General features: G+C 57.1%; 20 protein-coding genes and 2 pseudogenes. 16 read left to right on the top strand and 6 right to left on the bottom strand.

The features are described from left to right. Positions 1-118 precede the first annotated feature (118 nt). Genes ACOTY5_RS17915 through ACOTY5_RS17935 form a run of 5 tightly spaced genes read left to right on the top strand, consistent with a single transcriptional unit; the run spans position 119 to position 5,136 of the window. On the top strand, positions 119-1,834 hold the full coding sequence (locus ACOTY5_RS17915) for a solute:sodium symporter family transporter (protein WP_033487028.1): 1,716 nt from the start codon (positions 119-121) through the stop codon (positions 1,832-1,834). Next, positions 1,831-3,327: a sulfatase-like hydrolase/transferase gene (locus ACOTY5_RS17920; RefSeq protein ID WP_033487027.1), complete on the top strand. Its 1,497-nt coding sequence runs from the start codon at positions 1,831-1,833 to the stop codon at positions 3,325-3,327. Before ACOTY5_RS17915 ends, ACOTY5_RS17920 begins: the two co-directional genes overlap by 4 nt. Before the next feature lie 9 nt (positions 3,328-3,336). Continuing rightward, positions 3,337-3,684, top strand: coding sequence for a YidH family protein (locus ACOTY5_RS17925; RefSeq protein WP_032668912.1), 348 nt, complete (start codon positions 3,337-3,339; stop codon positions 3,682-3,684). Next, positions 3,674-4,033, top strand: coding sequence for a DUF202 domain-containing protein (locus ACOTY5_RS17930; protein WP_032668910.1), 360 nt, complete (start codon positions 3,674-3,676; stop codon positions 4,031-4,033). Before ACOTY5_RS17925 ends, ACOTY5_RS17930 begins: the two co-directional genes overlap by 11 nt. A gap of 17 nt (positions 4,034-4,050) precedes the next feature. Then, the gene (locus ACOTY5_RS17935) at positions 4,051-5,136 is read left to right on the top strand and encodes an anaerobic sulfatase maturase (protein WP_033487026.1); all 1,086 of its coding nucleotides are present in this window, start codon (positions 4,051-4,053) and stop codon (positions 5,134-5,136) included. Between the two features lie 3 nt (positions 5,137-5,139). Here the strand turns inward: ACOTY5_RS17935 and dsdA are convergent, their stop codons facing one another. Together dsdA and dsdX are read right to left on the bottom strand one after the other, a co-directional pair. Further along, positions 5,140-6,429: a D-serine ammonia-lyase gene (gene dsdA / locus ACOTY5_RS17940; protein WP_045141778.1), complete on the bottom strand. Its 1,290-nt coding sequence runs from the start codon at positions 6,427-6,429 to the stop codon at positions 5,140-5,142. A 17-nt stretch (positions 6,430-6,446) separates the two neighbouring features. Further along, positions 6,447-7,784: a D-serine transporter DsdX gene (gene dsdX / locus ACOTY5_RS17945; protein ID WP_045141777.1), complete on the bottom strand. Its 1,338-nt coding sequence runs from the start codon at positions 7,782-7,784 to the stop codon at positions 6,447-6,449. Between the two features lie 204 nt (positions 7,785-7,988). Here dsdX and dsdC point away from each other — a divergent pair, with 204 nt between their 5' ends. Beyond that, positions 7,989-8,915, top strand: coding sequence for a DNA-binding transcriptional regulator DsdC (gene dsdC / locus ACOTY5_RS17950; protein WP_045141790.1), 927 nt, complete (start codon positions 7,989-7,991; stop codon positions 8,913-8,915). 84 nt (positions 8,916-8,999) lie between these two features. Then, a pseudogene (locus ACOTY5_RS17955) lies at positions 9,000-10,085 on the top strand (cellulase family glycosylhydrolase); the annotation flags it as partial. Here the strand turns inward: ACOTY5_RS17955 and emrD are convergent. The 4 genes from emrD to tisB all read right to left on the bottom strand — a co-directional run bounded on the left by emrD (position 9,991) and on the right by tisB (position 12,847). Next, positions 9,991-11,175, bottom strand: a complete 1,185-nt coding sequence (emrD, locus tag ACOTY5_RS17960) for a multidrug efflux MFS transporter EmrD (RefSeq protein ID WP_045141789.1) — start codon at positions 11,173-11,175, stop codon at positions 9,991-9,993. The pseudogene ACOTY5_RS17955 and the gene emrD overlap by 95 nt on opposite strands. Before the next feature lie 175 nt (positions 11,176-11,350). Beyond that, entirely contained in the window at positions 11,351-12,184 is an 834-nt protein-coding gene (locus ACOTY5_RS17965) for a DMT family transporter (RefSeq protein WP_015570117.1), read from the bottom strand. 62 nt (positions 12,185-12,246) lie between these two features. Next, positions 12,247-12,693 (bottom strand): GNAT family N-acetyltransferase, encoded by a 447-nt coding sequence (locus tag ACOTY5_RS17970; RefSeq protein ID WP_003861064.1) that lies wholly within the window; start codon positions 12,691-12,693, stop codon positions 12,247-12,249. Between the two features lie 64 nt (positions 12,694-12,757). Continuing rightward, positions 12,758-12,847: a type I toxin-antitoxin system toxin TisB gene (gene tisB, locus ACOTY5_RS17975; RefSeq protein ID WP_017383683.1), complete on the bottom strand. Its 90-nt coding sequence runs from the start codon at positions 12,845-12,847 to the stop codon at positions 12,758-12,760. Positions 12,848-13,333: 486 nt separating this feature from the next. On the opposite strand from tisB, the pseudogene ACOTY5_RS17980 reads away from it, so the two are divergent. The 9 genes and pseudogenes from ACOTY5_RS17980 (at position 13,334) to uhpT (ending at position 21,442) form a co-directional block, all read left to right on the top strand. Then, positions 13,334-13,647: pseudogene (locus ACOTY5_RS17980) on the top strand (type II toxin-antitoxin system HigB family toxin). Next, positions 13,644-14,063 (top strand): helix-turn-helix domain-containing protein, encoded by a 420-nt coding sequence (locus ACOTY5_RS17985; RefSeq protein WP_127350921.1) that lies wholly within the window; start codon positions 13,644-13,646, stop codon positions 14,061-14,063. The pseudogene ACOTY5_RS17980 and the gene ACOTY5_RS17985 overlap by 4 nt, the downstream one beginning before the upstream one ends. A gap of 146 nt (positions 14,064-14,209) precedes the next feature. Continuing rightward, positions 14,210-14,308, top strand: a complete 99-nt coding sequence (gene ivbL, locus ACOTY5_RS17990) for an ilvB operon leader peptide IvbL (protein WP_057979964.1) — start codon at positions 14,210-14,212, stop codon at positions 14,306-14,308. 106 nt (positions 14,309-14,414) lie between these two features. Beyond that, the gene (gene ilvB / locus ACOTY5_RS17995; protein WP_032672176.1) at positions 14,415-16,103 is read left to right on the top strand and encodes an acetolactate synthase large subunit; all 1,689 of its coding nucleotides are present in this window, start codon (positions 14,415-14,417) and stop codon (positions 16,101-16,103) included. A gap of 3 nt (positions 16,104-16,106) precedes the next feature. Beyond that, positions 16,107-16,394: an acetolactate synthase small subunit gene (gene ilvN, locus ACOTY5_RS18000; protein WP_015570113.1), complete on the top strand. Its 288-nt coding sequence runs from the start codon at positions 16,107-16,109 to the stop codon at positions 16,392-16,394. A 125-nt stretch (positions 16,395-16,519) separates the two neighbouring features. Continuing rightward, on the top strand, positions 16,520-17,113 hold the full coding sequence (uhpA, locus tag ACOTY5_RS18005) for a transcriptional regulator UhpA (protein ID WP_000207290.1): 594 nt from the start codon (positions 16,520-16,522) through the stop codon (positions 17,111-17,113). After that, on the top strand, positions 17,110-18,615 hold the full coding sequence (gene uhpB, locus ACOTY5_RS18010; RefSeq protein WP_045141774.1) for a signal transduction histidine-protein kinase/phosphatase UhpB: 1,506 nt from the start codon (positions 17,110-17,112) through the stop codon (positions 18,613-18,615). The genes uhpA and uhpB overlap by 4 nt, the downstream gene beginning before the upstream one ends. Further along, positions 18,608-19,918, top strand: a complete 1,311-nt coding sequence (locus tag ACOTY5_RS18015) for an MFS transporter (protein WP_045141773.1) — start codon at positions 18,608-18,610, stop codon at positions 19,916-19,918. The genes uhpB and ACOTY5_RS18015 overlap by 8 nt, the downstream gene beginning before the upstream one ends. A 132-nt stretch (positions 19,919-20,050) precedes the next feature. After that, a complete protein-coding gene (gene uhpT / locus ACOTY5_RS18020; protein WP_006808805.1) occupies positions 20,051-21,442 on the top strand; it encodes a hexose-6-phosphate:phosphate antiporter in 1,392 nt (463 codons plus the stop codon). The last annotated feature ends 40 nt before the right edge of the window (positions 21,443-21,482 follow it).

Genomic DNA, 21,482 nt, shown 5'->3' on the forward strand with positions numbered 1-21,482 from the left:
ATTACCGTGATGGGGAAACCAGTCTTGTATTTTAAGATATCGAATAGCCTGGGTCCGGTGCGTTAAATTCCTCTGTACAGCGAACTACCGGGTCATAATCATAATTAAGGGCAACAAGATGAATATTCAGCAAATTGTGAGCTTTATTGCCTTTACGCTGCTGGTGGCGTTTATCACCTGGTGGAAGATACGTAAAGTGGATACCGCTTCGCAGCAGGGATACTTTCTGGCGGGCCGGTCGCTGAAAGCGCCAGTGATTGCTGCTTCACTGATGCTGACCAACCTGTCCACAGAGCAACTGGTGGGTCTGTCTGGCCAGGCCTATAAAAGCGGCATGTCGGTGATGGGCTGGGAGGTCACGTCAGCGGTTACGTTGATTTTTCTGGCGCTGATCTTCCTGCCGAAGTATCTGCAACGCGGTATTGCCACTATTCCCGATTTTCTGGAAGAGCGTTACGACAAAACGACACGCATCATTATTGATTTCTGTTTTCTTATCGCGACGGGCGTCTGCTTCCTGCCGATTGTGCTCTACTCCGGCGCGCTGGCGTTGAATAGCCTGTTTCACGTCGGCGATGCGCTTGGACTTTCGCAGGCCGCAGCCATCTGGTTGCTGGTCATTCTGCTGGGGCTGGCCGGAATTGTGTATGCCGTTATAGGCGGAATGCGCGCCATGGCGATTGCGGACTCCATTAACGGCATTGGCCTGGTGATCGGTGGTCTGCTGGTACCCGTGTTTGGTCTGATTGTGATGGGGGATGGCAGTTTTTTACAGGGAGTTGAGCGTCTGACCACCGTACACGCCGAGAAGTTAAATTCCATTGGCGTAAGCACCGATCCGTTGCCTATCGGCGCGGCGTTTACGGGCCTGATCCTGGTGAATACCTTTTACTGGTGTACGAATCAGGGAATTGTGCAGCGAACGCTGGCCTCGAAAAGTCTCGCTGAGGGACAAAAAGGGGCCTTGTTAACCGCCGTGTTAAAAATGCTCGACCCGCTAATTCTGGTGCTTCCTGGCCTGATTGCGTTCCACCTGTACAGCGATCTGCCGAGTGCGGACATGGCCTATCCTGCTCTGGTCAACAAAGTCCTGCCGACACCGTTGGTGGGTTTTTTTGGTGCCGTTTTATTTGGTGCAGTTATCAGTACGTTCAACGGGTTCCTGAATAGTGCCAGTACGCTCTTTAGTATGGGAATTTATCGTCGCATCCTGAAGCCTGATGCGACGCCGGACGGACTGGTGCAGGTAGGACGCCGGTTTGGCCTGTTTATCGCAGTGGTATCTGTAATAGTTGCGCCGTGGATTGCCAATGCGCCGGAGGGGCTTTATTCATGGATGAAACAGCTAAACGGCATCTATAACGTTCCACTGGTGACTATCATCATTATGGGCTTTTTCTTCCCGCGCATTCCAGCCCTCGCCGCGAAAGTGGCGCTGTTTATCGGCATTTGCAGCTACATCGTAATTAATTATCTGGTGAAATTCGATTTTCACTTTCTCTATGTTCTGGCCTGCACGTTCTGCATCAACGTGGCGGTAATGTTGATTATCGGCTGGCTCAAACCGCGCGACACGCCGTTTACCTTCCATGACGCGTTTGCCGTGGACATGTCACCCTGGCGTAACGCGAAAATTGCCTCGGTGGGTATTCTCTTCGCCATGATTGGCGTCTACGCCGGGCTGGCCCAATTTGGGGGGTATTCCACTCAATGGCTTGCCATCGTCAGCTACTCCATCACCGCAGGGGTCGTGATTTATCTCATTATCGATGCCATCCGTCAGCGCCGTAACCCTTCGCTTGTTTATGTTTCCGACGTTAAGGAAAAGCCATGAAACGCCCGAATTTTCTGTTCATCATGACCGACACTCAGGCCACGAATATGGTGGGCTGTTATAGTGGTAAACCCCTGAACACCCACCATATTGATCAGCTTGCGGAAGAGGGGATTCGCTTCAATGCTGCTTATACCTGCTCCCCTGTTTGCACCCCCGCGCGTGCGGGGCTGTTCACCGGGATCTACGCTAATCAGTCCGGACCGTGGACCAACAATGTTGCACCAGGCAAGAACATCTCAACGATGGGGCGCTACTTCAAGGATGCGGGCTATCAAACCTGCTACATCGGCAAATGGCATCTTGATGGTCATGACTATTTTGGCACCGGCGTTTGTCCTCCCGAATGGAATGACGAGTTTTGGTTTGACGGCGCTAACTATCTGGCAGAACTTACCGAAGAGCAGATTAATCTGTGGCGCAACGGCCTTAATAGCGTAGAGGAATTGCAGGCTAATAATATCGATGAGACCTTTACCTGGGCGTACCGCATCAGCAATCGCGCGATCGATTTTTTACAGCGCCCTCACCCGGAGGACGAACCCTTTTTGATGGTGGTCTCTTACGACGAACCTCATCATCCCTTCACATGCCCGGTTCAGTATCTCGAGAAATATCAGGACTTTTACTACGATTTAGGGGAAAAGGCTCAGGATACGCTGGTGGATAAGCCCGTACATCACCGCCTCTGGTCGCAGGCCATGCCGTCACCAGTTGAAGATGGCAGCCGGTATTACCATCACCCGCTTTATTTCGCCTGTAATGACTTTGTGGACGATCAGATTGGTCGTGTGGTTAACGCACTCACCCCCGAACAATGCGAGAACACATGGGTCATATATACCTCTGACCATGGCGAGATGATGGGAGCACATCGGCTTATCAGCAAAGGTGCGGCTATGTACGACGATATTACCCGCATCCCGTTGATTATACGCCCCCCACAGGGCGCACCGAAGCAAGTCGACACGCCGGTCAGCCATATCGATTTACTGCCGACCATGATGGCGCTGGCGGGGATACCTAAACCTGACATCCTGCCGGGTGACAATATTCTGGCGACAGAGCCAGAGCGCGGAGTGATGGTGGAATTTAACCGCTACGAGATAGAACATGACAGCTTTGGCGGATTTATTCCGGTACGCTGTTGGGTAACGGATGCATTCAAGTTGGTGCTGAACTTGTTCACAACTGATGAACTCTACGACCGCCGCAACGATCCAAACGAGATGCATAATCTGATTGACTCGCCGCGCTATGCTGAGCAGCGCAATCAGCTGCATGATGCGCTGCTGGATTATATGGATAAAATCCGCGACCCGTTCCGTACCTATCAATGGGCGTGTCGACCGTGGAGAGCGGACGCTATCCCTCGTTGGATGGGGGCTTTCCGTCCGCGGCCGGGAGATGGCTATTCTCCGGTGGTGCGTGATTACGACACCGGACTGCCCACGCAGGGGGTAAAAGTGGAAGAGAAAAAGCAGAAGTTTTAAGGAGACAAGATGAAAATTTCCCGCGTCGGTGAAGCGCCGGATTACCGCTTCTCGCTGGCCAATGAACGCACATATCTGGCGTGGATCCGCACCGCGCTAGGTTTTCTGGCCGCAGGCGTGGGTCTTGATCAGCTTGCACCCGATTTCGCTACGCCACTGATCCGTGAATTGCTGGCATTACTGCTGTGCCTTTTCGCAGGGGTGCTGGCGGTTTACGGCTACCTGCGCTGGCTGCGAAACGAAAAAGCGATGCGACTTAAAGAGGATTTACCCTACACCCGCGGCCTGCTTGTGATTAGCACTATACTACTGGTGGTAGCCGTAGTGGTGATGGGGTTGGTGCTCTATGTCGGGTAGCCGCAAAGCGCGCCGTGAGGCCGACCCAGGTCTACAGCCGGAGCGAACGTCGCTGGCCTGGCTGCGCACGTTACTGGGCTACGGTGCGCTTATCGCGCTGGCGATTAAACACAACTGGCACCACACGGGGCTTCCATTCTGGATTTCACTTGTGGTACTTGCGCTGGTGGCGGTTATCCTCTGGCGCTACACGCGCAGTCGTAATCTGATGGACGTTGAGCATGGTGATTTCGCACAACCTAAAGCCGTACGTGACAAATTTTTGATCGCTGTCGCTGTTCTCTCCCTCTCTATATTGTTTGCTATTACGCACTTACATCAGATTATCTCTTTTATAGAGGAAAAATAATGACAGGATGTCATGTGATGGCCAAACCGGCCAGCTCTCGCTGTAACCTGAACTGCCGTTACTGTTTTTATATCGATAAACCCGAACAACCCCAAATGAGCGAGGCCACTCTGGAGGCGTTTATTTGCCAACAGATTGCTGCCCAGCCGGATGATGACGTTCACTTTGCCTGGCAGGGAGGTGAACCCACGCTGTGCGGCATCAATTTTTTTCGTAACGTGGTGGCGTTGCAGCAACGCCACGGGAAAGGAAAGCGTATCATGAACGCTTTTCAGACTAACGGCGTACTGCTCAACGATGAATGGTGCCGTTTTTTTCGCGAAAACGACTGGCTGGTAGGTATCTCTGTCGATGGTCCTGCCGAATTGCACGATGCCTATCGCGTTAACCGTCGCGGCAATTCGACTCACCAAAAAGTTCTCGCAGCCATTGAAAAGCTATGTATTCATCAGGTTTCTTTCAATCTTCTGACGGTGGTCAATCAACAAAACAGCCAACAGCCGGAGCGGGTGTACCGTTTTCTTCGCGCGCTCGGCACCCCATTTTTGCAGTTTATTCCGTTGGTAGAGCAGGGTAATCCGTCATCAGTGAGTGACAGGGAGTGGGGGACATTCCTGAAGGCAATCTTCGACCTCTGGGTAAGAGAAGATGTGGGGCGCGTTTTTGTGCAGCTCTTTGACTCAATGCTGGGCGTCTGGAGTGGCTATCCCGCACAGATGTGCTCACTGGCCGAACGCTGCGGGCATGCCTTTGCACTAGAGGCCAATGGCGATCTCTATCAATGTGACCACTATGTTTATCCTGAATACTGTCTGGGAAATATTCATCAAATGCCGATATCTGTTCTTAACCAAACCGCCGCGGCGCGTGCATTTGGCGAAATTAAGCACGATTCGCTCACGGATGAGTGTAGGCAGTGTTCTGTTCTTCCCCTGTGCAATGGCGACTGCCCCCGCCATCGCCTGAACGGTAAAAGCGTGCTGTGCGAGGGCTACCGTGATTTCTTTTTTCACAGCGCGCCGTACATGCGGGCCATGCGCGACCTCATCAGGCATCAACGTTCGCCCGCTGAACTGATGAAACAGCTGCGGCAGAGCGGCTGACGATCAGGCGTTTCCCTTCGCCAGGTACTTCGCCATCTCATCCTCCGGCACCATGCCGCCGCCGGTCGCCCAGACCAGGTGCGTGGGGTTGGCATCCGCCTGCACGCGCAGCGGCCCGGCCATCCCCGCCAGCGCCGACGGCTCCAGGCGAATCCCTTCCTCCTGCGCCAGCCAGCCGAGCATGTCGTACATGCTCTGGTCGGAAAGGGTGTAGAACCCGTCAAGCAGGCGTTCCATCGCGCGGCCCACGAAGCCGGACGCACGCCCTACCGCCAGACCGTCCGCCGCCGTCACGTTATCAATGCCCAGATCCTGCACGGCAATCTCATCGTGCAGGCCGGTGTAAACGCCCAGCAGCATGCACGGGGAGTGCGTTGGCTCCGCGAAGAAGCAGTGGACGTTATCGCCAAAGGCCAGCTTCAGGCCAAACGCCACGCCGCCGGGGCCACCACCGACGCCGCACGGCAGGTAGACGTACAGGGGATGATCGGCATCCACCACGCGGCCCTGCTCGGCAAACTGCGCCTTCAGACGCTCGCCAGCAACCGCATAGCCCAGGAACAGCGTACGGGAGTTTTCATCGTCAATGAAGAAACAGTTCGGATCGCTTTCCGCCGCTTTGCGTCCCTGCTCCACCGCCACGCCGTAATCCTGCTCATATTCCACGACGATCACGCCGTGGCTGCGCAGTTTGGCTTTCTTCCACTCGCGGGCGTCGGCGGACATATGCACCGTCACCTTAAAGCCAATGCGGGCGCTCATAATGCCGATGGACATCCCGAGGTTGCCGGTTGAGCCCACGGCGATGCTGTACTGGCTGAAGAAATCCTTAAAGCGCGGCTCCAGCAGGATGCTGTAGTCGTCTTCGACGCTCAGCAGTCCGGCTTCCAGCGCCAGCTTTTCCGCGTGGGTCAGCACCTCATAGATTCCGCCGCGGGCTTTAATCGAGCCGGAAATCGGCAGATGGCTGTCATTTTTTAGCAGCAGCGTGCCGGGAACGGATTTGCCAGACTCTTTCTCCAGCCGCGCCTGCATTGCCGGAATGGCGACCAGCTCGGATTCGATAATCCCGCCCGTTGCCGCCGTTTCCGGGAAGGCTTTCGCCAGATACGGCGCGAAGCGGTTGAGACGCGCGTGGGCGTCGTCCACGTCGGCTTTGGTCAGCCCGACATAAGGCAACCCTTCTGCAAGCGTCGTGGTGCGCGGGTTAAGCCAGGTGGTTTCTTTCAGGGCAATCAGATCCTCAACCAGAGGAAACTGTGCGGTTAAAGTAGTGATAGTTGCGTTTTCCATAATACGTCTCTTCGCGCTCAGATAATGAAAGAAAGCAGGAATGTGCCGCCAAGTGCAAGCACCGAGGCGATAAACGTCGCCGTCGTATAGTATTTGAAGGTCTCATTCAGGGTCGCGCCGCAGTATTGCTTCACCAGCCAGAAGAGAGAATCGGTCACGATCGTGCAGCCAATAGCGCCGGACCCGATGGCAATGGTGATGATCTCCGGGCTTACGTTCGGGTAGAGCGGCAGCATCGGCGCCACTATCGCCGTGGCACCCATCATCGCTACCGTTGCCGAACCGACGGCGGCGTGCAGCACCAGTGCCACCAGCCAGGCGAGAAGGATAGGGTGCATATGCAGGTTCGAGAGAATATGCGCCAGCGTCTCCGCCAGACCGCTGGTTTTAAGGATGGCGTTGAACGCGCCGCCCGCGCCGATAATCAGCAAAATGTTGGCGATAGAGCCAAAGCCGTGCTCCGTATGGGTCAGCATTGCGCCCATGCCCATGTGCTGGCGGATCCCCAGCAGGTAGTAGGCGACAAACACGGCGATAAACATCGCGGTGATAGGGTTGCCGATAAACTCCAGCAGGGTATACAGCGAGCCTTCTTTTGCCATGTTCAGCTCGGCAATGGTTTTCACCAGCATCAGGGCAATCGGCAGCAGCACGGTGCACAGCGTGGCGCCCAGCGATGGCAGCGTGTGTTCTTCCCGCACCTTCAGGTCTGAAAATTCCGCCGGAACCGGCTTATAGGGCAGACGATCGCCGAGCAGCTTCAGGAACAGCGGGCCGCCAACCAGAGACGCCATCAGGCCCACCATCAGACCGTAGACAATCACCGTCCCGACGTCCGCCCCTAATTTATTGGTGACAAACAGCGCGGCCGGATGCGGAGGCACCACGCAGTGCACTGCCATTAGTGCGGTACAGAGCGGAATGGCCAGCTTGAGCAGCGACGTGTTGGTCTTTTTGGCGATGGAAAACGCCAGCGGGATCAGCAGTACCACGCCCACTTCCACAAACAGCGTAATGCCGCAGATCAGGCCGACCAGGACCATAATCACGTCCGCCGACAACCAGCGGCAGCGCTGCAACGTAATCCCGATGCGCTCTGCCGCGCCGGAGACTTCCATCATTTTGCCGAGAATAGTGCCAAGACCGATAACCGCCGCCAGGAAGCCCAGCGTACCGCCAATCCCGCTCTCAATGGCGTTCACCATATCCAGCGGGCTCATCCCCATCATCGCGCCGACGAAAAAGCTTGCCAGCAGCAGCGCGAGGAACGGGTGAAACTTCAGTTTTACGATGGTTAAAACAATCAATACGATGCTGACAAGCAGCGTTGCCACAACCCAGACCTGAGATCCCATATCTCACCTCACCCTTATGTCATCTGGGGGTATTGGACGAAAAAACGGCGTGGGCTGACAAACGATATAAATTGGCGTTCAGATGAGCCAGATTGGATCAACTGAGTGACTGGACTCTAAAAAGCGCACTTAACTCGTATTAGGTTCACATAAATTCATTCTTGAGCGGTATGCTGAACGCAGAAATTACGTGTGGGAATTGTGATGACCGATGCGAATGAAGGCAGAAACCGGCTGTTAAACGGCTGGCAACTGTCGAAAATGTACACCTTTGAAGTGGCCGCCCGGCATGAGTCCTTCGCGCTGGCGGCGGCGGAGCTGTCGCTCAGCCCCAGCGCGGTGAGCCACCGCATAAACCTGCTGGAAGAGGAGCTGGGCATTCAGCTGTTTGTCCGCTCACACCGTAAAGTGGAGCTGACGCAGGAAGGCAAGCGCGTTTACTGGACGCTGAAATCGTCCCTCGACACCCTGAATCAGGAGATCCTGGATATTAAAAACCAGGCGCTGTCAGGTATGCTAACGGTGTACTCCCGGCCGTCGATCGCCCAGTGCTGGCTGGTGCCGATGCTGGGGGATTTTACCCGCCGCTACCCGTCGATTTCACTTACTATTCTGACTGGTAATGATTACGTCAACATGCAGCGAACCGGCATCGATCTGGCGCTCTATTTCGACGATACGCCGCCAAACCACCTTTCTCATCACTTTTTGATGGATGAAGAGATTTTGCCCGTCTGCTCGCCGGCGTATGCCCGGGAGCATGAACTGCTGAAAAACCCCCATAACCTCAGCCACTGCACGCTGCTGCACGACCGTCAGGCCTGGAGCAATGATTCCGGTACGGATGAGTGGCTGAGCTGGGCGCAGCATTACGCGGCGAATATGCCGTTATCATCGGGTATTGGCTTCGATCGCTCTGATTTAGCCATTATCGCGGCCATGAATAATGTGGGGGTGGCGATGGGGAGAAAGCGGCTGGTGCAAAAACGTCTCGAACGGGGGGAGTTGATCGCACCCTTTGATGGGAAAACTCTCAAGTGCCATCAGCATTATTACGTCTCAACGCTTCCCGGCCGTCAGTGGCCGAAAATTGACGCCTTTATCGGCTGGCTAAGAGAACTGGCGGGTTGAAGAATTATTACGCTTTCGCTCTACACCAAATGTGAAAAAGCGTGCTAAATACAGGTAATGCTTTTGATTTATCCAGGGTAAACCGTGTTAAAGCCTTTTATTGCCACTGCGATCTTACTCTCTTCCGGCTGGGCGATTGCCGCTGAGCCGCCGCTGACGGCTGCCCGTTACGCGCAAATGCTGGGCGTCGGAATGGATGTCGACTGGGCACGCACCGAGCGCGGTATCCGCGAGTTCGACCCGCTGGTGGTCCGTGATTTTCAGGCGAAAGGCATACACCATGTCCGTATTCGGGTGGCGGGCGAACCGACGGAAGCGCGGCTGATTCACCTGCGTAAGCTGGTGGAGGCCTGCGAGCAATACGGCGTCATCCCCATCATCGCTTATCAGGCCGATGAATATAAAAACGACCCGAAAGCGGATACCGAAAAAGAGGTGATTAACTGGTGGATTGCCGTGGCGCACTATTTTGGTCAGCGCTCGCCGTTGCTGGGCTTTGACCTGATCTACGAACCGGCGGACAAGCTCAACCACAACATTGCTTCGCTCAACCGGGTGTATGAGAAAGCGATCAAAGACATTCATGCCATTGATGCCAGCCGCATGATTTTTATCGCCCCTCGTCTGCGCGCCGCGCCGGAGGATTTATCCAGCCTGAAGCTGCCCGCGCACAGCCAGAATTACCTGCTGGCGGAGTGGCATATTTTCCCCTGGGGCCCGCTGAAAACGAACGGTAAATACCCGTGGACGTCCGGAACTGCGGCTGAGAAAGCGGCTATCCGTAACCGAATCAACGCCGCGCTGCACTGGCAACAAAAAACCGGGCATGTGAGCTGGGTTGGCGGCTGGGGGGTGGGCGAATCGAAAAGCCTGACGCCAACCGCCTCGCAGATGGCGTTTGCCACGTTTATGGCGTGCGAGCTGCAACAGGCCAACATCCCGTATGCGATAAACGCCGATGTTCAGTTTTATGACGGGGAAGAGGGGGCGTGGCGGCCTGCCCCAGAGCGGCTATTGCAGGCGATGATTGCGCCCGTCTGTGAAAAGCCCGGCGAGAAGCCGGGCCATCATGCGGTTAAACCGGCTGTTCGTGATGCGAGACACGCGACGCCAGCGGCAGCCAGCACAGCAAAATCAGCAGCCCCATCAGGGTCATCAGCAAGCCTAAACTCGCCTGCCCGGTCTGCGGCATCATAGCCGAAAGCCAGGCCAGCGCGCCGGAACCGATGTTCTGCAAACCGCCCACCAGCGCGCCTGCCGTGCCTGCGAGGAACGGGAACGGCTCCATCGCGCCGCTGGTGGCGAGGGGAAACAGCATGCCCGCGCCGAAGAAGAACAGCGCCGCCGGGATGAGCAACGTCCAGACCGACATCACGTCAAACAGCCCCGGGATCCACATCATCAGCCCGGCCAGCAGACAGCTGATCACCGACTGCCACATCAGCGTGGAGAAACGCTTGTTCGGACGTCCGGCGAACCATGCGCCGAAGAACGCCGCCGGGATCGGCAGTATAAACAGAATACTCACCACCATGCTGCTCAGGCCAAGGCCTGCGCCCAGCAGCACGCCGGAACAGGCTTCAAACACCGCAATGCCCGCCAGGCCGCCGATTAGCATCAACAGATAACAGGTAAAGGACCCATTACCGAACAGCGTTTTGTAGCTGGCGATGAGCTTCGTGCGCGGCGCGTCTTTTGGGCGGGTTTCCGGCATCCAGCGCGCCATGCTGAAGGTGACAATAATGCACAGCACCAGCAGGAAGGCGTAACAGGCGCGCCAGGACCAGACGGTGTCCAGCAGACCCCCAATCAGCGGGGCCAGCAGCGGGCTGACCAGAATACCCATATTTAACAGACTGTTGGCGTGACGAAGCTGTGTGCCATGGTACATATCACGCGGCAGGGTACGCGCCATAACCCCGCCGACGCCGGTGCCCACGCCCTGGAGGGCGCTGGCGGCAATCAGGACGGTGAGGCTGTGAGTGGTAATGGCAATCACCGTCGCTACCATGAAAATGCTCATGCCCACCAGAATAACCGGACGACGCCCGACGCGATCGGACAGGGGACCATAAACCAGCTGTGAAACGCCATAGGTCAGCAGATAGGCTGCCATCACGCTCTGGACTGCACCTTCGCGGACGCTCAGGTCTTTTGCCATATCGGCAATCGCCGGAATGTAGATGGTTTGTGCCATCTGCCCGACGGCCACCAGTAACACCAGCATCAACAATAAGTTCACGTTCCGTTGCTTTTTCATGTCGCTGAATACTTTTGCCAAAAGAGATAAATAAAGAATAAGTGACTACTCATTCCCATAAATGCGCGAGGAATCTACCACAGAGAGATGACAATTTAAGCATTACTGTGATGAATGACAGAAGGCGTGAAGGCAGGATTTGTAAACAAGATTGGCAACTAATGTTGCCAGTGAATTACGCCAGGCGCAGCAGGACCGCACCGGCAGCAATACCCAGTGCAGCCGCGATGCGCAGGCCGGCAACCTTCTCTTTTAAAAGCACAAATGCGATTAATGCGCCGAAGAGAATAGAGGTTTCACGCAGTGCCGCGACCACAGCCAGCGGTGCCTGAGTCATCGCCCAGAGTGCCAGACCGTAAGATCCCATCGTCCCGACGCCGCCGAGCAGCCCTTTTTTCCAGTGCAGGCGCAGGTAGCTGGACGCTTCGCGACGCCGCGCCACCATTGCCCAGCTCAGCAGGCAGAAACCGTTCATGAAGAAGGTCCAGAGCGTATAGCCCAGCGCAGTGTCCGAGAGTCGCACACCGGTGCCGTCCACCAGGGTATACCCGGCGATAAAACAGGCGTTCAGCAGCGCCAGCCAGATCCCCTTGCGTGACTGCATGCGGCCGTTCATCGCCATGGCCAGAATCGAAAGACAAATGACCCCAATGCCGGACCAGGCAAGCCAGGAGAGATGATCCCCGAGCACCAGTACGCTGATCAGCGCCACCAGCAGAGGGGCCGTCCCGCGCATAAGGGGGTAGGTCTGGCTCATGTCGGAGACCTGATAGGTCTTCGCTACCAGCACGGTGTACACCACCTGTAACGCACAGGAGACGAACAAATATGGCCAGCTTGCGGCAGTTGGCTGAGGAGAGAAGGGCAGTAAAATCAGGGCAATAAGCGCGGCTGAACCGCTGACTCCGATCGCCGAGTAGAGTTTATCCGTTCCGGCTTTAACGATGGCGTTCCAGCTGGCATGCAGCAGTGCGGCGAACAGTAAAATGCAGAAAACGGTGATGGTCATGGCGTATCGGTTGGTGAAATGTCATCCAACTGTAACATTCACCCGTCGATGCTGCCAGCCGCTTACACTGCGCAAAAAAGGCGGTGCGTCACCCGGGGTTCGTCTGACACCAGCCTGAAGCCCGCCCGATGGTAAAATCCGTACGCGGTTTCCGGCGCATGGGTATTAAGAAAATCAAACCAGATGCTGGCATCCGCCATCACCACGGTCAAAAGCTGTTTGCCTATGCCCTGCCCACGGCACTTCTCGCTGACGTAGAGATGACGAATACGTCCGGCGCGCGGCTGCTGGCTGAACGGATCGCGATTAAGGCCGCACACGCCCACCAGCCTGCCGTTAAGAAACGCCCCCAGCAGTTTTTCACCCGGCGCGTTAAAGCGGTTTTCACCCCGCTGCCAGTTCTCTTCCAGCCTGCGCAGCATATTGAAATTCAACGCGATACTCTCCGCCTTCAGGGCGATATACCCGGGTTCATCGGGCGTGACAGGCTCAATTAACAGACGCGACATAGCATTCCCTCGTTATTAAAGAGGGGCGGTTGCCCGCCCCTCTCAGGTGCGACTTGAACCTGAATCACCGAACGTATTTCAGGACAGCATCAAGCAGTTGCAATACAGCAACAATGAGTTTGAGGACAAGTATGACCATATCCACGACGCTCATACGCGTCTCCTTTTGGTTAAAAGGAGCACGATGCTGGCGTACCTTTCCGCCGCCTGTGGCCAGCACCTGGATTGACGTAACACAGTGTGCTCACTTCAGGGGTTAAGGCACTGACGGCACCACCCGTTTCAGCCAGGACTTCGTTGCGCCGGTAAACTGCGGCCCCCTCGCTCACTGCGAACACCCTCAGTATAGATAAATACTGTATGTATGAACAGTATTTTATGGACAAAATTTGGAAGGCGATCCATACTCAAAAACGTCAAAATCCGTGCCGGAATTGCGCGTTCGTCTTCGATCGCGTATACTTTTCGCGTTGACGTAACACAGTGTGTTCTGCGGCAACCAACCGCAAAACCCTGATAAAAACCTCGCTTAGGCGGGGTTTTTTGTTTTCTGACGAAGTGAAAATAGTCTCCTTCGTTGACTTATTGGCAATAGGTGTTATCGTTGCCATAATGGCAATGGACGCGGCAGGCAAGCAGGATGCATTTAATCTCAATGAAGGCAATTTTGGATGCGGTAAGCCAGTTCCCGCAACACAGAGAAGAGCTTCTCTTTTTAGGACGAGTTATTGAAAAGAGCCACTGCCCGACGCCCGCTGCACTGAGAAAACTTTCCCAACGCTGGATAACTTCAAGTATCTTGATAAGCATTATGTTATTGATATTGCAAATAACAATCTCAGAGTAGTGGCTCTCATCTTCTTTGAAAGCCAAAAGTTTTATGTGCGCCATGTTTTTACTCATAAGGAATATGACCGTTTTACGGAGAAACATCGCACTAAGGGGAAGAAATGATGATCGTCGCTGATGCAATGAAAGCTACGCACGCCCTTGTTGCGGCCGTTCCTTTACTGGGTGAACAGCCGAGCGAGAAAGATTATAAGGATGCGCTTGAGCTGGTTGAGTATCTCCTTATGAACGAGCCCAATAGCCCCTTGCTGGATATTGTGTGCGCCAGAATTAGCCATTTCGAAGCTAATCGGCCAGAGATAGTCGCATTACGCAAGGAGATGGAGTCCGTTCCCGTTGGAATTGCAGTTTTAAGAACCTTGATGGATCAATACAATCTGACGATATCGGATTTTAAGGATGAAATTGGTAGTAAATCGATGGTTTCACGGGTTCTGAATGGTCAGAGACAGCTTACTCTGAACCATATCAAAAAGCTGGCGGCCAGATTTGGGGTATCACCTGCGTTATTTATTGAGTGAGTAAAAACCCTTTATTGAGTGTCACCACCCAACAAACAAAACGTGATCCCTGACGCATTTTTGCGCAGATGAAAATATTTCCATTGTCACATCCGAAAACCTGTGTTTGTATAAATTCAATCAATGATTCCAAACACAGGTCCCCAATGACTTCATCCATCTTCACTTCGACCCTACTAAAAACTGCGCAACCTGCCGCAGTGGTCGTCGTGCGTGTGGTGGTGGTCGTCGGCAATGCGCCGTAGGGACTGGATCAACACACGAATCCAAAACCCCGCCGGCGCAAACCGGGCGGGGTTTTTCGTTTAGGACCCTCCCCGGAAGGCTGGCTCAGAAGAAAAGGACTGGAGCATGGCAAGTTCGGGCACAACATCCACCAAGACGCGTTTTACAGGCGCGCAGCTGATTGTTCATTTACTGGAACGACAGGGCATCACCACCGTTGCGGGCATCCCGGGTGGGACCGTACTGCCGCTGTATGATGCGTTAAGCCAAAGCACACAGATCCGCCACGTGCTGGCGCGCCACGAGCAGGGCGCAGGCTTTATCGCCCAGGGCATGGCGCGTACCCAGGGTAAACCGGCGGTCTGTATGGCCTGTAGCGGGCCGGGCGCCACTAACCTGGTGACCGCCATCGCCGACGCGCGCCTCGACTCCATCCCGCTGATCTGCATTACCGGCCAGGTACCGTCCTCGATGATCGGCACCGATGCGTTCCAGGAAGTCGACACCTACGGCATCTCTATCCCCATCACCAAACATAACTATTTAGTTCGCGATATCAGCGAGCTGCCTCAGGTTATCAGCGATGCGTTCCGCATTGCGCAGTCTGGCCGCCCGGGCCCGGTGTGGATAGACATTCCTAAGGATGTCCAGACCGCAGAAATTGAGATCGACGTTCTGCCGGAGCCGGGTGACCGTGCCCCCGCGCCGGAATTCAGCGCTGAGAGCGTGCGCGATGCGGCGGCGATGATCAACGCCGCCAAACGCCCGGTGCTCTATCTGGGCGGCGGGACGATCAACGCCGCGGATGAAATCCGCCAGTTCGCTGAAAAAGCTAATTTGCCCACCACCATGACCCTGATGGCGCTGGGTATGCTGCCAAAAGCGCACCCGCTCTCTCTCGGCATGCTGGGCATGCACGGCGCGCGCAGCACCAACTACATCCTGCAAGAGGCGGATTTGCTGATAGTTATGGGGGCGCGTTTTGATGACCGGGCGATTGGCAAAACCGAGCAGTTCTGCCCGAACGCCAAAATCATTCACGTGGATATCGACCGCGCCGAGTTGGGTAAAATCAAGCAGCCGCACGTGGCGATCCAGGGCGACGTGGCCGAGGTGCTGGCGCAGCTGATCCCGCAGACGGAGGCAACCGACCGCGCCGACTGGCGCCAGCTGGTGGCCGATCTGCAACGGGAGTTCCCGGGCGCTATCCCAACCGAGAGCGACCCGCTGAGCCACTATGGTCTTATCAACGCCGTTGCCGCCTGCGTGGATGACAGCGCGATTATCACCACCGACGTCGGCCAGCATCAGATGTGGACCGCCCAGGCGTATCCGCTGAACCGCCCGCGTCAGTGGCTGACCTCCGGCGGCCTTGGCACCATGGGCTTCGGCCTGCCAGCAGCGGTTGGCGCGGCGCTCGCCAACCCGGACCGCAAGGTGATCTGCTTCTCCGGTGACGGCAGCCTGATGATGAATATTCAGGAGATGGCGACGGCGGCCGAAAACCAGTTAGACGTCAAAATCATTCTGATGAACAACGAGGCGCTGGGTCTGGTGCACCAGCAGCAGAGCCTGTTCTACAAGCAGGGCGTGTTTGCGGCGACCTATCCGGGGATGATCAACTTTATGCAGATTGCCGCTGGTTTTGGCCTGCACACCTGCGATCTGAACGCCGAAGAAGATGCCCACGCGGCGTTGCAGGATGCGATTTCTCGCCCTGGCCCGGCGCTGATCCACGTGCGTATCGACCCTGAACAAAAAGTGTATCCGATGGTGCCGCCGGGTGCGGCCAATACTGAGATGGTGGGGGAATAAGCCATGCAGAAACAATGTGATAACGTCATTCTGGAACTCACCGTCCGCAACCACCCAGGCGTCATGACCCACGTCTGTGGGCTATTCGCTCGCCGCGCGTTTAACGTGGAAGGCATTCTGTGCCTGCCGATTCAGGGCAGCGAGCACAGCCGCATCTGGCTACTGGTCAATGACGATCAGCGTCTGGAGCAGATGATGGCGCAGATCGACAAGCTGGAGGACGTCACCAAAGTGGCACGCAACCAGTCCGATCCCACCATGTTTAACAAAATTGCGGTGTTTTTTGAGTAAATCCCTTAAGGTAAGAGGCTTTTGCCGGATGGCGCTGCGCTTATCCGGCCTACAAGGACGTTACACGTAGGCCGGATAAGGCGTTTGCGCCGCCATCCGGCGCGTTCACGCATCAGGATCAAACCATGACCACCATCGCCCTTATCGACGACCACCTTATCGTTCGCTCCGGCTTTGCCCAGCTTTTAAACCTCGAACCGGATTTTCAGGTCGTGGCCGAGTTTGGCTCAGGACGCGAGGCGCTGGCGGGCCTGCCGGGACGCGGGGTACAGGTCTGTATCTGCGATATCTCTATGCCGGACCTCTCTGGGCTGGAGCTGTTAAGCCAGCTGCCGAAAGGAATGGCGACGATCATGCTCTCGGTCCACGACAGCCCGGCGCTGGTCGAGCAGGCGCTCAACGCGGGGGCGCGCGGGTTTCTCTCTAAACGCTGTAGCCCGGACGAGCTGATTGCCGCCGTGCGTACCGTCTCCACCGGCGGCTGCTACCTGACGCCGGATATTGCCATCAAGCTGGCGGCGGGACGGCAGGATCCGCTCACCAGACGCGAGCGCCAGGTGGCAGAGAAACTTGCCCAGGGCATGTCGGTGAAAGAGATTGCCGTAGAGCTGGGGCTGTCGCCAAAGACCGTTCACGTTCATCGCGCCAACCTGATGGAAAAACTCAACGTCAGTAACGATGTCGAGCTGGCGCGCCGTATGTTTGACTGCTGGCAATGAACTCCCTGTTTTCGCGGCTGATCGCCGTTGTTGCCAGCTTTTTCATCTTCTCCGCCGCGTGGTTCTGTCTGTGGAGTATCAGCCTGCATCTTGTCGAGCGCCCGGAGCTGGCGGTGCTGCTGTTCCCCTTTGGCCTGCGGCTGGGGCTAATGCTGCAATGCCCGCGCGGCTACTGGCCGGTGCTGCTGGGCGCAGAGTGGCTGATGCTGATCTGGCTGGCGCAGGAAGTGGCGTTGGCGCATCTGCCTTTATTGATGACCGGAAGCCTGCTCACGCTTATCCCGGTCGCCCTGATTTCCCGCTACCGTCACCAGCGCGACTGGCGCACGCTGCTGCGTCAGGGTGCGGCGCTGATTGCAGCCGCGCTGTTGCAGTCCCTGCCGTGGGTGGGTGAAAAGGAGGGGCTCAACGCCCTGCTGCTGACCCTCACCGGCGGCCTGACGCTGGCCCCGACCTGCCTGGTTTTCTGGCATTACCTTACCAGCACCGTCTGGCAGCCGCTCGGCCCGGCGCTGGTCTCCCAGCCGGTGAACTGGCGCGCCCGGCACCTCATCTGGTATCTGCTGCTGTTTGTGGTGAGCCTGTGGTTGCAGCTTGGTCTGCCCGCTGAATTATCACGCTTCACGCCGTTTTGTCTGGCGCTGCCGATCATCGCCCTGGCCTGGCATTACGGTTGGCAGGGCGCATTGATCGCCACGCTGATGAACGCCATCGCGCTGATTGCCAGCCAGACCTGGCACGATCACCCGGTAGATCTGCTGCTCTCGCTGCTGGCTCAGAGCCTGACCGGGCTGCTGCTCGGCGCGGGCATACAGCGCCTGCGCGAGCTGAATCAGTCCCTGCAAGCCGAGCTGGCGCGCAACCGCCGTCTGGCGGAGCGTCTGCTGGAGACGGAAGAGAGCGTGCGGCAGGAGGTCGCCCGCGAGCTGCACGATGATATCGGCCAGACGATCACCGCCATCCGCACCCAGGCGGGCATTGTCCAGCGCCTGGCGGCAGAAAATGCGGGCGTGCAGCAGGGCGGGGCGCATATCGAACAGCTTTCGCTGGGCGTCTATGATTCCGTTCGTCGCCTGTTAGGGCGGCTGCGCCCGCGCCAGCTTGACGATCTCTCGCTCGAGCAGGCAATACGCTCTCTGATGCGCGAGATGGAGCTGGAGAGCCGCGGGATTGTCAGCCATCTCGACTGGCGCATCAATGAAGCTACCCTGAGCGAAGGCCAGCGCGTGACACTTTTCCGCGTCTGCCAGGAAGGGCTGAACAACATCGTCAAACACGCCAGCGCCAGCGCGGTAACGATCCAGGGCTGGCAGCAGGACGAGCGCCTGATGCTGGTGATTGAAGACGACGGCTGCGGCCTGCCGCCGGGCTCCGGCCAGCAGGGGTTTGGCCTGGCGGGCATGCGCGAGCGCGTAAAGGCGCTGGGCGGCACGCTGACGATCTCCTGCACCCACGGGACGCGCGTCAGCGTCAGTTTGCCGTTAAGGACGCACCATGTTTAAAACCCCCGCCAGCGCCGCCCCGCTAAGCAACAAAGCGGAAATCGATGCCCGCTACCGCTACTGGCGTCGCCATATCCTGATTACCATCTGGCTCGGCTACGCGCTGTTCTATTTCACCCGCAAAAGCTTCAACGCCGCCGCACCGGAAATCCTCGCCAGCGGCGTGATGACGCGCACCGATATCGGCCTGCTGGCGACGCTGTTTTACATCACCTACGGCCTGTCGAAGTTCTTCTCCGGCATCGTCAGCGACCGCTCGAACGCGCGTTATTTTATGGGCGTCGGGCTGATCGCCACCGGGGTGGTGAACATCCTGTTTGGCTTCTCGACGTCGCTATGGGCCTTTGCCCTGCTGTGGGCGCTGAACGCCTTTTTCCAGGGCTGGGGCGCGCCGGTCTGCGCCCGCCTGCTCACCGCCTGGTACTCACGCAACGAGCGCGGCGGCTGGTGGGCGATATGGAACACCGCGCATAACGTCGGCGGGGCGCTGATCCCGATGGTGGTCGGCGCGGCGGCGCTGCACTACGGCTGGCGCGCGGGGATGATGATTGCCGGTGGCCTCGCGATTGTCGCCGGGCTGTTCCTCTGCTGGCGCCTGCGCGACAGGCCGCAAACCGTCGGCCTGCCAGCGGTGGGCGACTGGCGGCACGACGAGATGGAGATCGCCCAGCAGCAGGAAGGCGCCGGGCTGTCCCGCCAGGAGATCCTCACCAAATACGTGCTGAAAAACCCGTACATCTGGCTGCTGTCGCTCTGCTACGTGCTGGTCTACGTGGTGCGTGCGGCCATCAACGACTGGGGCAATCTGTACATGTCCGAGACGCTCGGCGTGGATCTGGTGACCGCCAACTCGGCGGTGACCATGTTTGAACTGGGCGGGTTTATCGGCGCGCTGGTGGCGGGCTGGGGCTCGGACAAGCTGTTCAACGGCAACCGCGGTCCGATGAACCTGATTTTTGCCGCCGGGATTTTGCTCTCCGTCGGGTCGCTGTGGTTGATGCCGTTCGCCAGCTACGTGATGCAGGCGGCGTGCTTCTTCACCATCGGCTTCTTCGTCTTTGGCCCGCAGATGCTGATCGGCATGGCGGCGGCGGAGTGTTCCCACAAAGAGGCGGCAGGCGCGGCGACGGGCTTTGTCGGGCTGTTTGCCTACCTTGGCGCATCGCTCTCCGGCTGGCCGCTGGCGCGGGTGATCGACGTCTGGCACTGGAGCGGGTTCTTCGCGGTGATCGCCATCGCGGCGGGCATCTCCGCCCTGCTGTTGCTGCCGTTTTTGCACGCGCAGGCACCGCGCGAAGCGTGACGCGCCTCACCTTTTGCTGCCGAGACGCGCAAAACTAAGAAATTTTCCCGGTTTCACCTGGACGCTGTCTCAGGCATCTCTCCTGGCTGGTTTTTACAATGCTGCAAAAATCAGCTCAGGAGTAACTCAGTCATGCTGGCCTTCTTAAATCAGGTGCGCAAGCCGACCCTGGATCTGCCGCTCGACGTGCGGCGCAAGATGTGGTTCAAACCGTTCATGCAGTCCTATCTGGTGGTCTTCATCGGCTACCTGACCATGTACCTGATCCGCAAAAACTTTAACATCGCGCAGAACGACATGATCTCAACCTACGGGCTGAGCATGACGCAGCTGGGGATGATTGGCCTGGGCTTCTCCATCACCTACGGCGTGGGGAAAACGGTTGTGTCCTACTACGCGGACGGCAAAAATACCAAGCAGTTCCTGCCGTTTATGCTGATCCTCTCCGCCATCTGTATGCTCGGCTTTAGCGCCAGCATGGGCGCGGGCTCCGTCAGCCTGTTCCTGATGATCGCCTTCTACGCCCTGAGCGGTTTCTTCCAGAGCACCGGCGGGTCGTGCAGCTACTCCACCATCACCAAATGGACGCCGCGCCGCAAGCGGGGTTCGTACCTCGGCATGTGGAACATCTCCCACAACCTCGGCGGAGCGGGCGCGGCCGGCGTGGCGCTGTTCGGTGCGAACTACCTGTTCGACGGCCACGTGATTGGCATGTTTATCTTCCCGTCGATTATCGCCCTGATTGTCGGCTTTATCGGCCTGCGCTACGGCAGCGATTCCCCGGAATCCTACGGCCTCGGCAAAGCTGAAGAGCTGTTCGGGGAGGAGATCAGCGAGGAGGACAAAGAGACCGAAGAAAACGAGATGTCCAAATGGCAGATCTTTGTTGAGTACGTGCTGAAAAACAAAGTGATCTGGCTGCTCTGCTTCTCGAACATCTTCCTGTACGTGGTGCGTATCGGTATCGACCAGTGGTCCACCGTGTATGCCTTCCAGGAGCTGAAGCTCTCGAAAGAGGTGGCGATTCAGGGCTTCACCCTGTTCGAAGTAGGCGCGCTGGTCGGTACCCTGCTGTGGGGCTGGCTCTCGGACCTCGCCAATGGCCGTCGCGCGCTGGTGGCCTGCGTCGCGCTGGCGCTGATTATCGCCACGCTCGGCGTTTACCAGCACGCCAGCAACCAGTACGTTTACCTGGCGTCGCTGTTTGCGCTCGGCTTCCTGGTGTTCGGTCCGCAACTGCTGATCGGCGTGGCGGCGGTTGGCTTTGTGCCGAAAAAAGCGATCGGCGCAGCCGATGGGATTAAGGGCACCTTCGCTTACCTGATCGGCGACAGCTTCGCCAAGCTCGGTCTGGGCATGATCGCCGACGGCACGCCAATTTTCGGCCTCACCGGCTGGGCGGGCACCTTTGCCGCGCTGGATGCGGCAGCGATTGGCTGTATCGTCCTGATGGCGATGGTTGCGGTGCTGGAAGAGCGTAAGATCCGCCGCGAGAATCGTGCGCAGAAATTAAAAGTAGCCTGAGTGTGCAGGTAACTTCTTTGCCCGGTGTGTGATGCCGGGC

Origin of the sequence: Enterobacter cloacae complex sp. SHL018, assembly GCF_049237905.1 — a bacterium.
Lineage (GTDB): Bacteria > Pseudomonadota > Gammaproteobacteria > Enterobacterales > Enterobacteriaceae > Enterobacter > Enterobacter hormaechei_C.

Excerpts from the sequence above, each read along its gene's own strand:
- ACOTY5_RS17915 (WP_033487028.1), top strand. The coding sequence starts at position 119 with ATGAATATTCAGCAAATTGTGAGCTTTATTGCCTTTACGCTGCTGGTG.
- ACOTY5_RS17920 (WP_033487027.1), top strand. The coding sequence starts at position 1,831 with ATGAAACGCCCGAATTTTCTGTTCATCATGACCGACACTCAGGCCACG.
- ACOTY5_RS17925 (WP_032668912.1), top strand. The coding sequence starts at position 3,337 with ATGAAAATTTCCCGCGTCGGTGAAGCGCCGGATTACCGCTTCTCGCTG.
- ACOTY5_RS17930 (WP_032668910.1), top strand. The coding sequence starts at position 3,674 with ATGTCGGGTAGCCGCAAAGCGCGCCGTGAGGCCGACCCAGGTCTACAG.
- ACOTY5_RS17935 (WP_033487026.1), top strand. The coding sequence starts at position 4,051 with ATGGCCAAACCGGCCAGCTCTCGCTGTAACCTGAACTGCCGTTACTGT.
- dsdA (WP_045141778.1), bottom strand. The coding sequence starts at position 6,429 with ATGGAAAACGCAACTATCACTACTTTAACCGCACAGTTTCCTCTGGTT.
- dsdX (WP_045141777.1), bottom strand. The coding sequence starts at position 7,784 with ATGGGATCTCAGGTCTGGGTTGTGGCAACGCTGCTTGTCAGCATCGTA.
- dsdC (WP_045141790.1), top strand. The coding sequence starts at position 7,989 with ATGACCGATGCGAATGAAGGCAGAAACCGGCTGTTAAACGGCTGGCAA.
- emrD (WP_045141789.1), bottom strand. The coding sequence starts at position 11,175 with ATGAAAAAGCAACGGAACGTGAACTTATTGTTGATGCTGGTGTTACTG.
- ACOTY5_RS17965 (WP_015570117.1), bottom strand. The coding sequence starts at position 12,184 with ATGACCATCACCGTTTTCTGCATTTTACTGTTCGCCGCACTGCTGCAT.
- ACOTY5_RS17970 (WP_003861064.1), bottom strand. The coding sequence starts at position 12,693 with ATGTCGCGTCTGTTAATTGAGCCTGTCACGCCCGATGAACCCGGGTAT.
- tisB (WP_017383683.1), bottom strand. The coding sequence starts at position 12,847 with ATGAGCGTCGTGGATATGGTCATACTTGTCCTCAAACTCATTGTTGCT.
- ACOTY5_RS17985 (WP_127350921.1), top strand. The coding sequence starts at position 13,644 with ATGATGATCGTCGCTGATGCAATGAAAGCTACGCACGCCCTTGTTGCG.
- ivbL (WP_057979964.1), top strand. The coding sequence starts at position 14,210 with ATGACTTCATCCATCTTCACTTCGACCCTACTAAAAACTGCGCAACCT.
- ilvB (WP_032672176.1), top strand. The coding sequence starts at position 14,415 with ATGGCAAGTTCGGGCACAACATCCACCAAGACGCGTTTTACAGGCGCG.
- ilvN (WP_015570113.1), top strand. The coding sequence starts at position 16,107 with ATGCAGAAACAATGTGATAACGTCATTCTGGAACTCACCGTCCGCAAC.
- uhpA (WP_000207290.1), top strand. The coding sequence starts at position 16,520 with ATGACCACCATCGCCCTTATCGACGACCACCTTATCGTTCGCTCCGGC.
- uhpB (WP_045141774.1), top strand. The coding sequence starts at position 17,110 with ATGAACTCCCTGTTTTCGCGGCTGATCGCCGTTGTTGCCAGCTTTTTC.
- ACOTY5_RS18015 (WP_045141773.1), top strand. The coding sequence starts at position 18,608 with ATGTTTAAAACCCCCGCCAGCGCCGCCCCGCTAAGCAACAAAGCGGAA.
- uhpT (WP_006808805.1), top strand. The coding sequence starts at position 20,051 with ATGCTGGCCTTCTTAAATCAGGTGCGCAAGCCGACCCTGGATCTGCCG.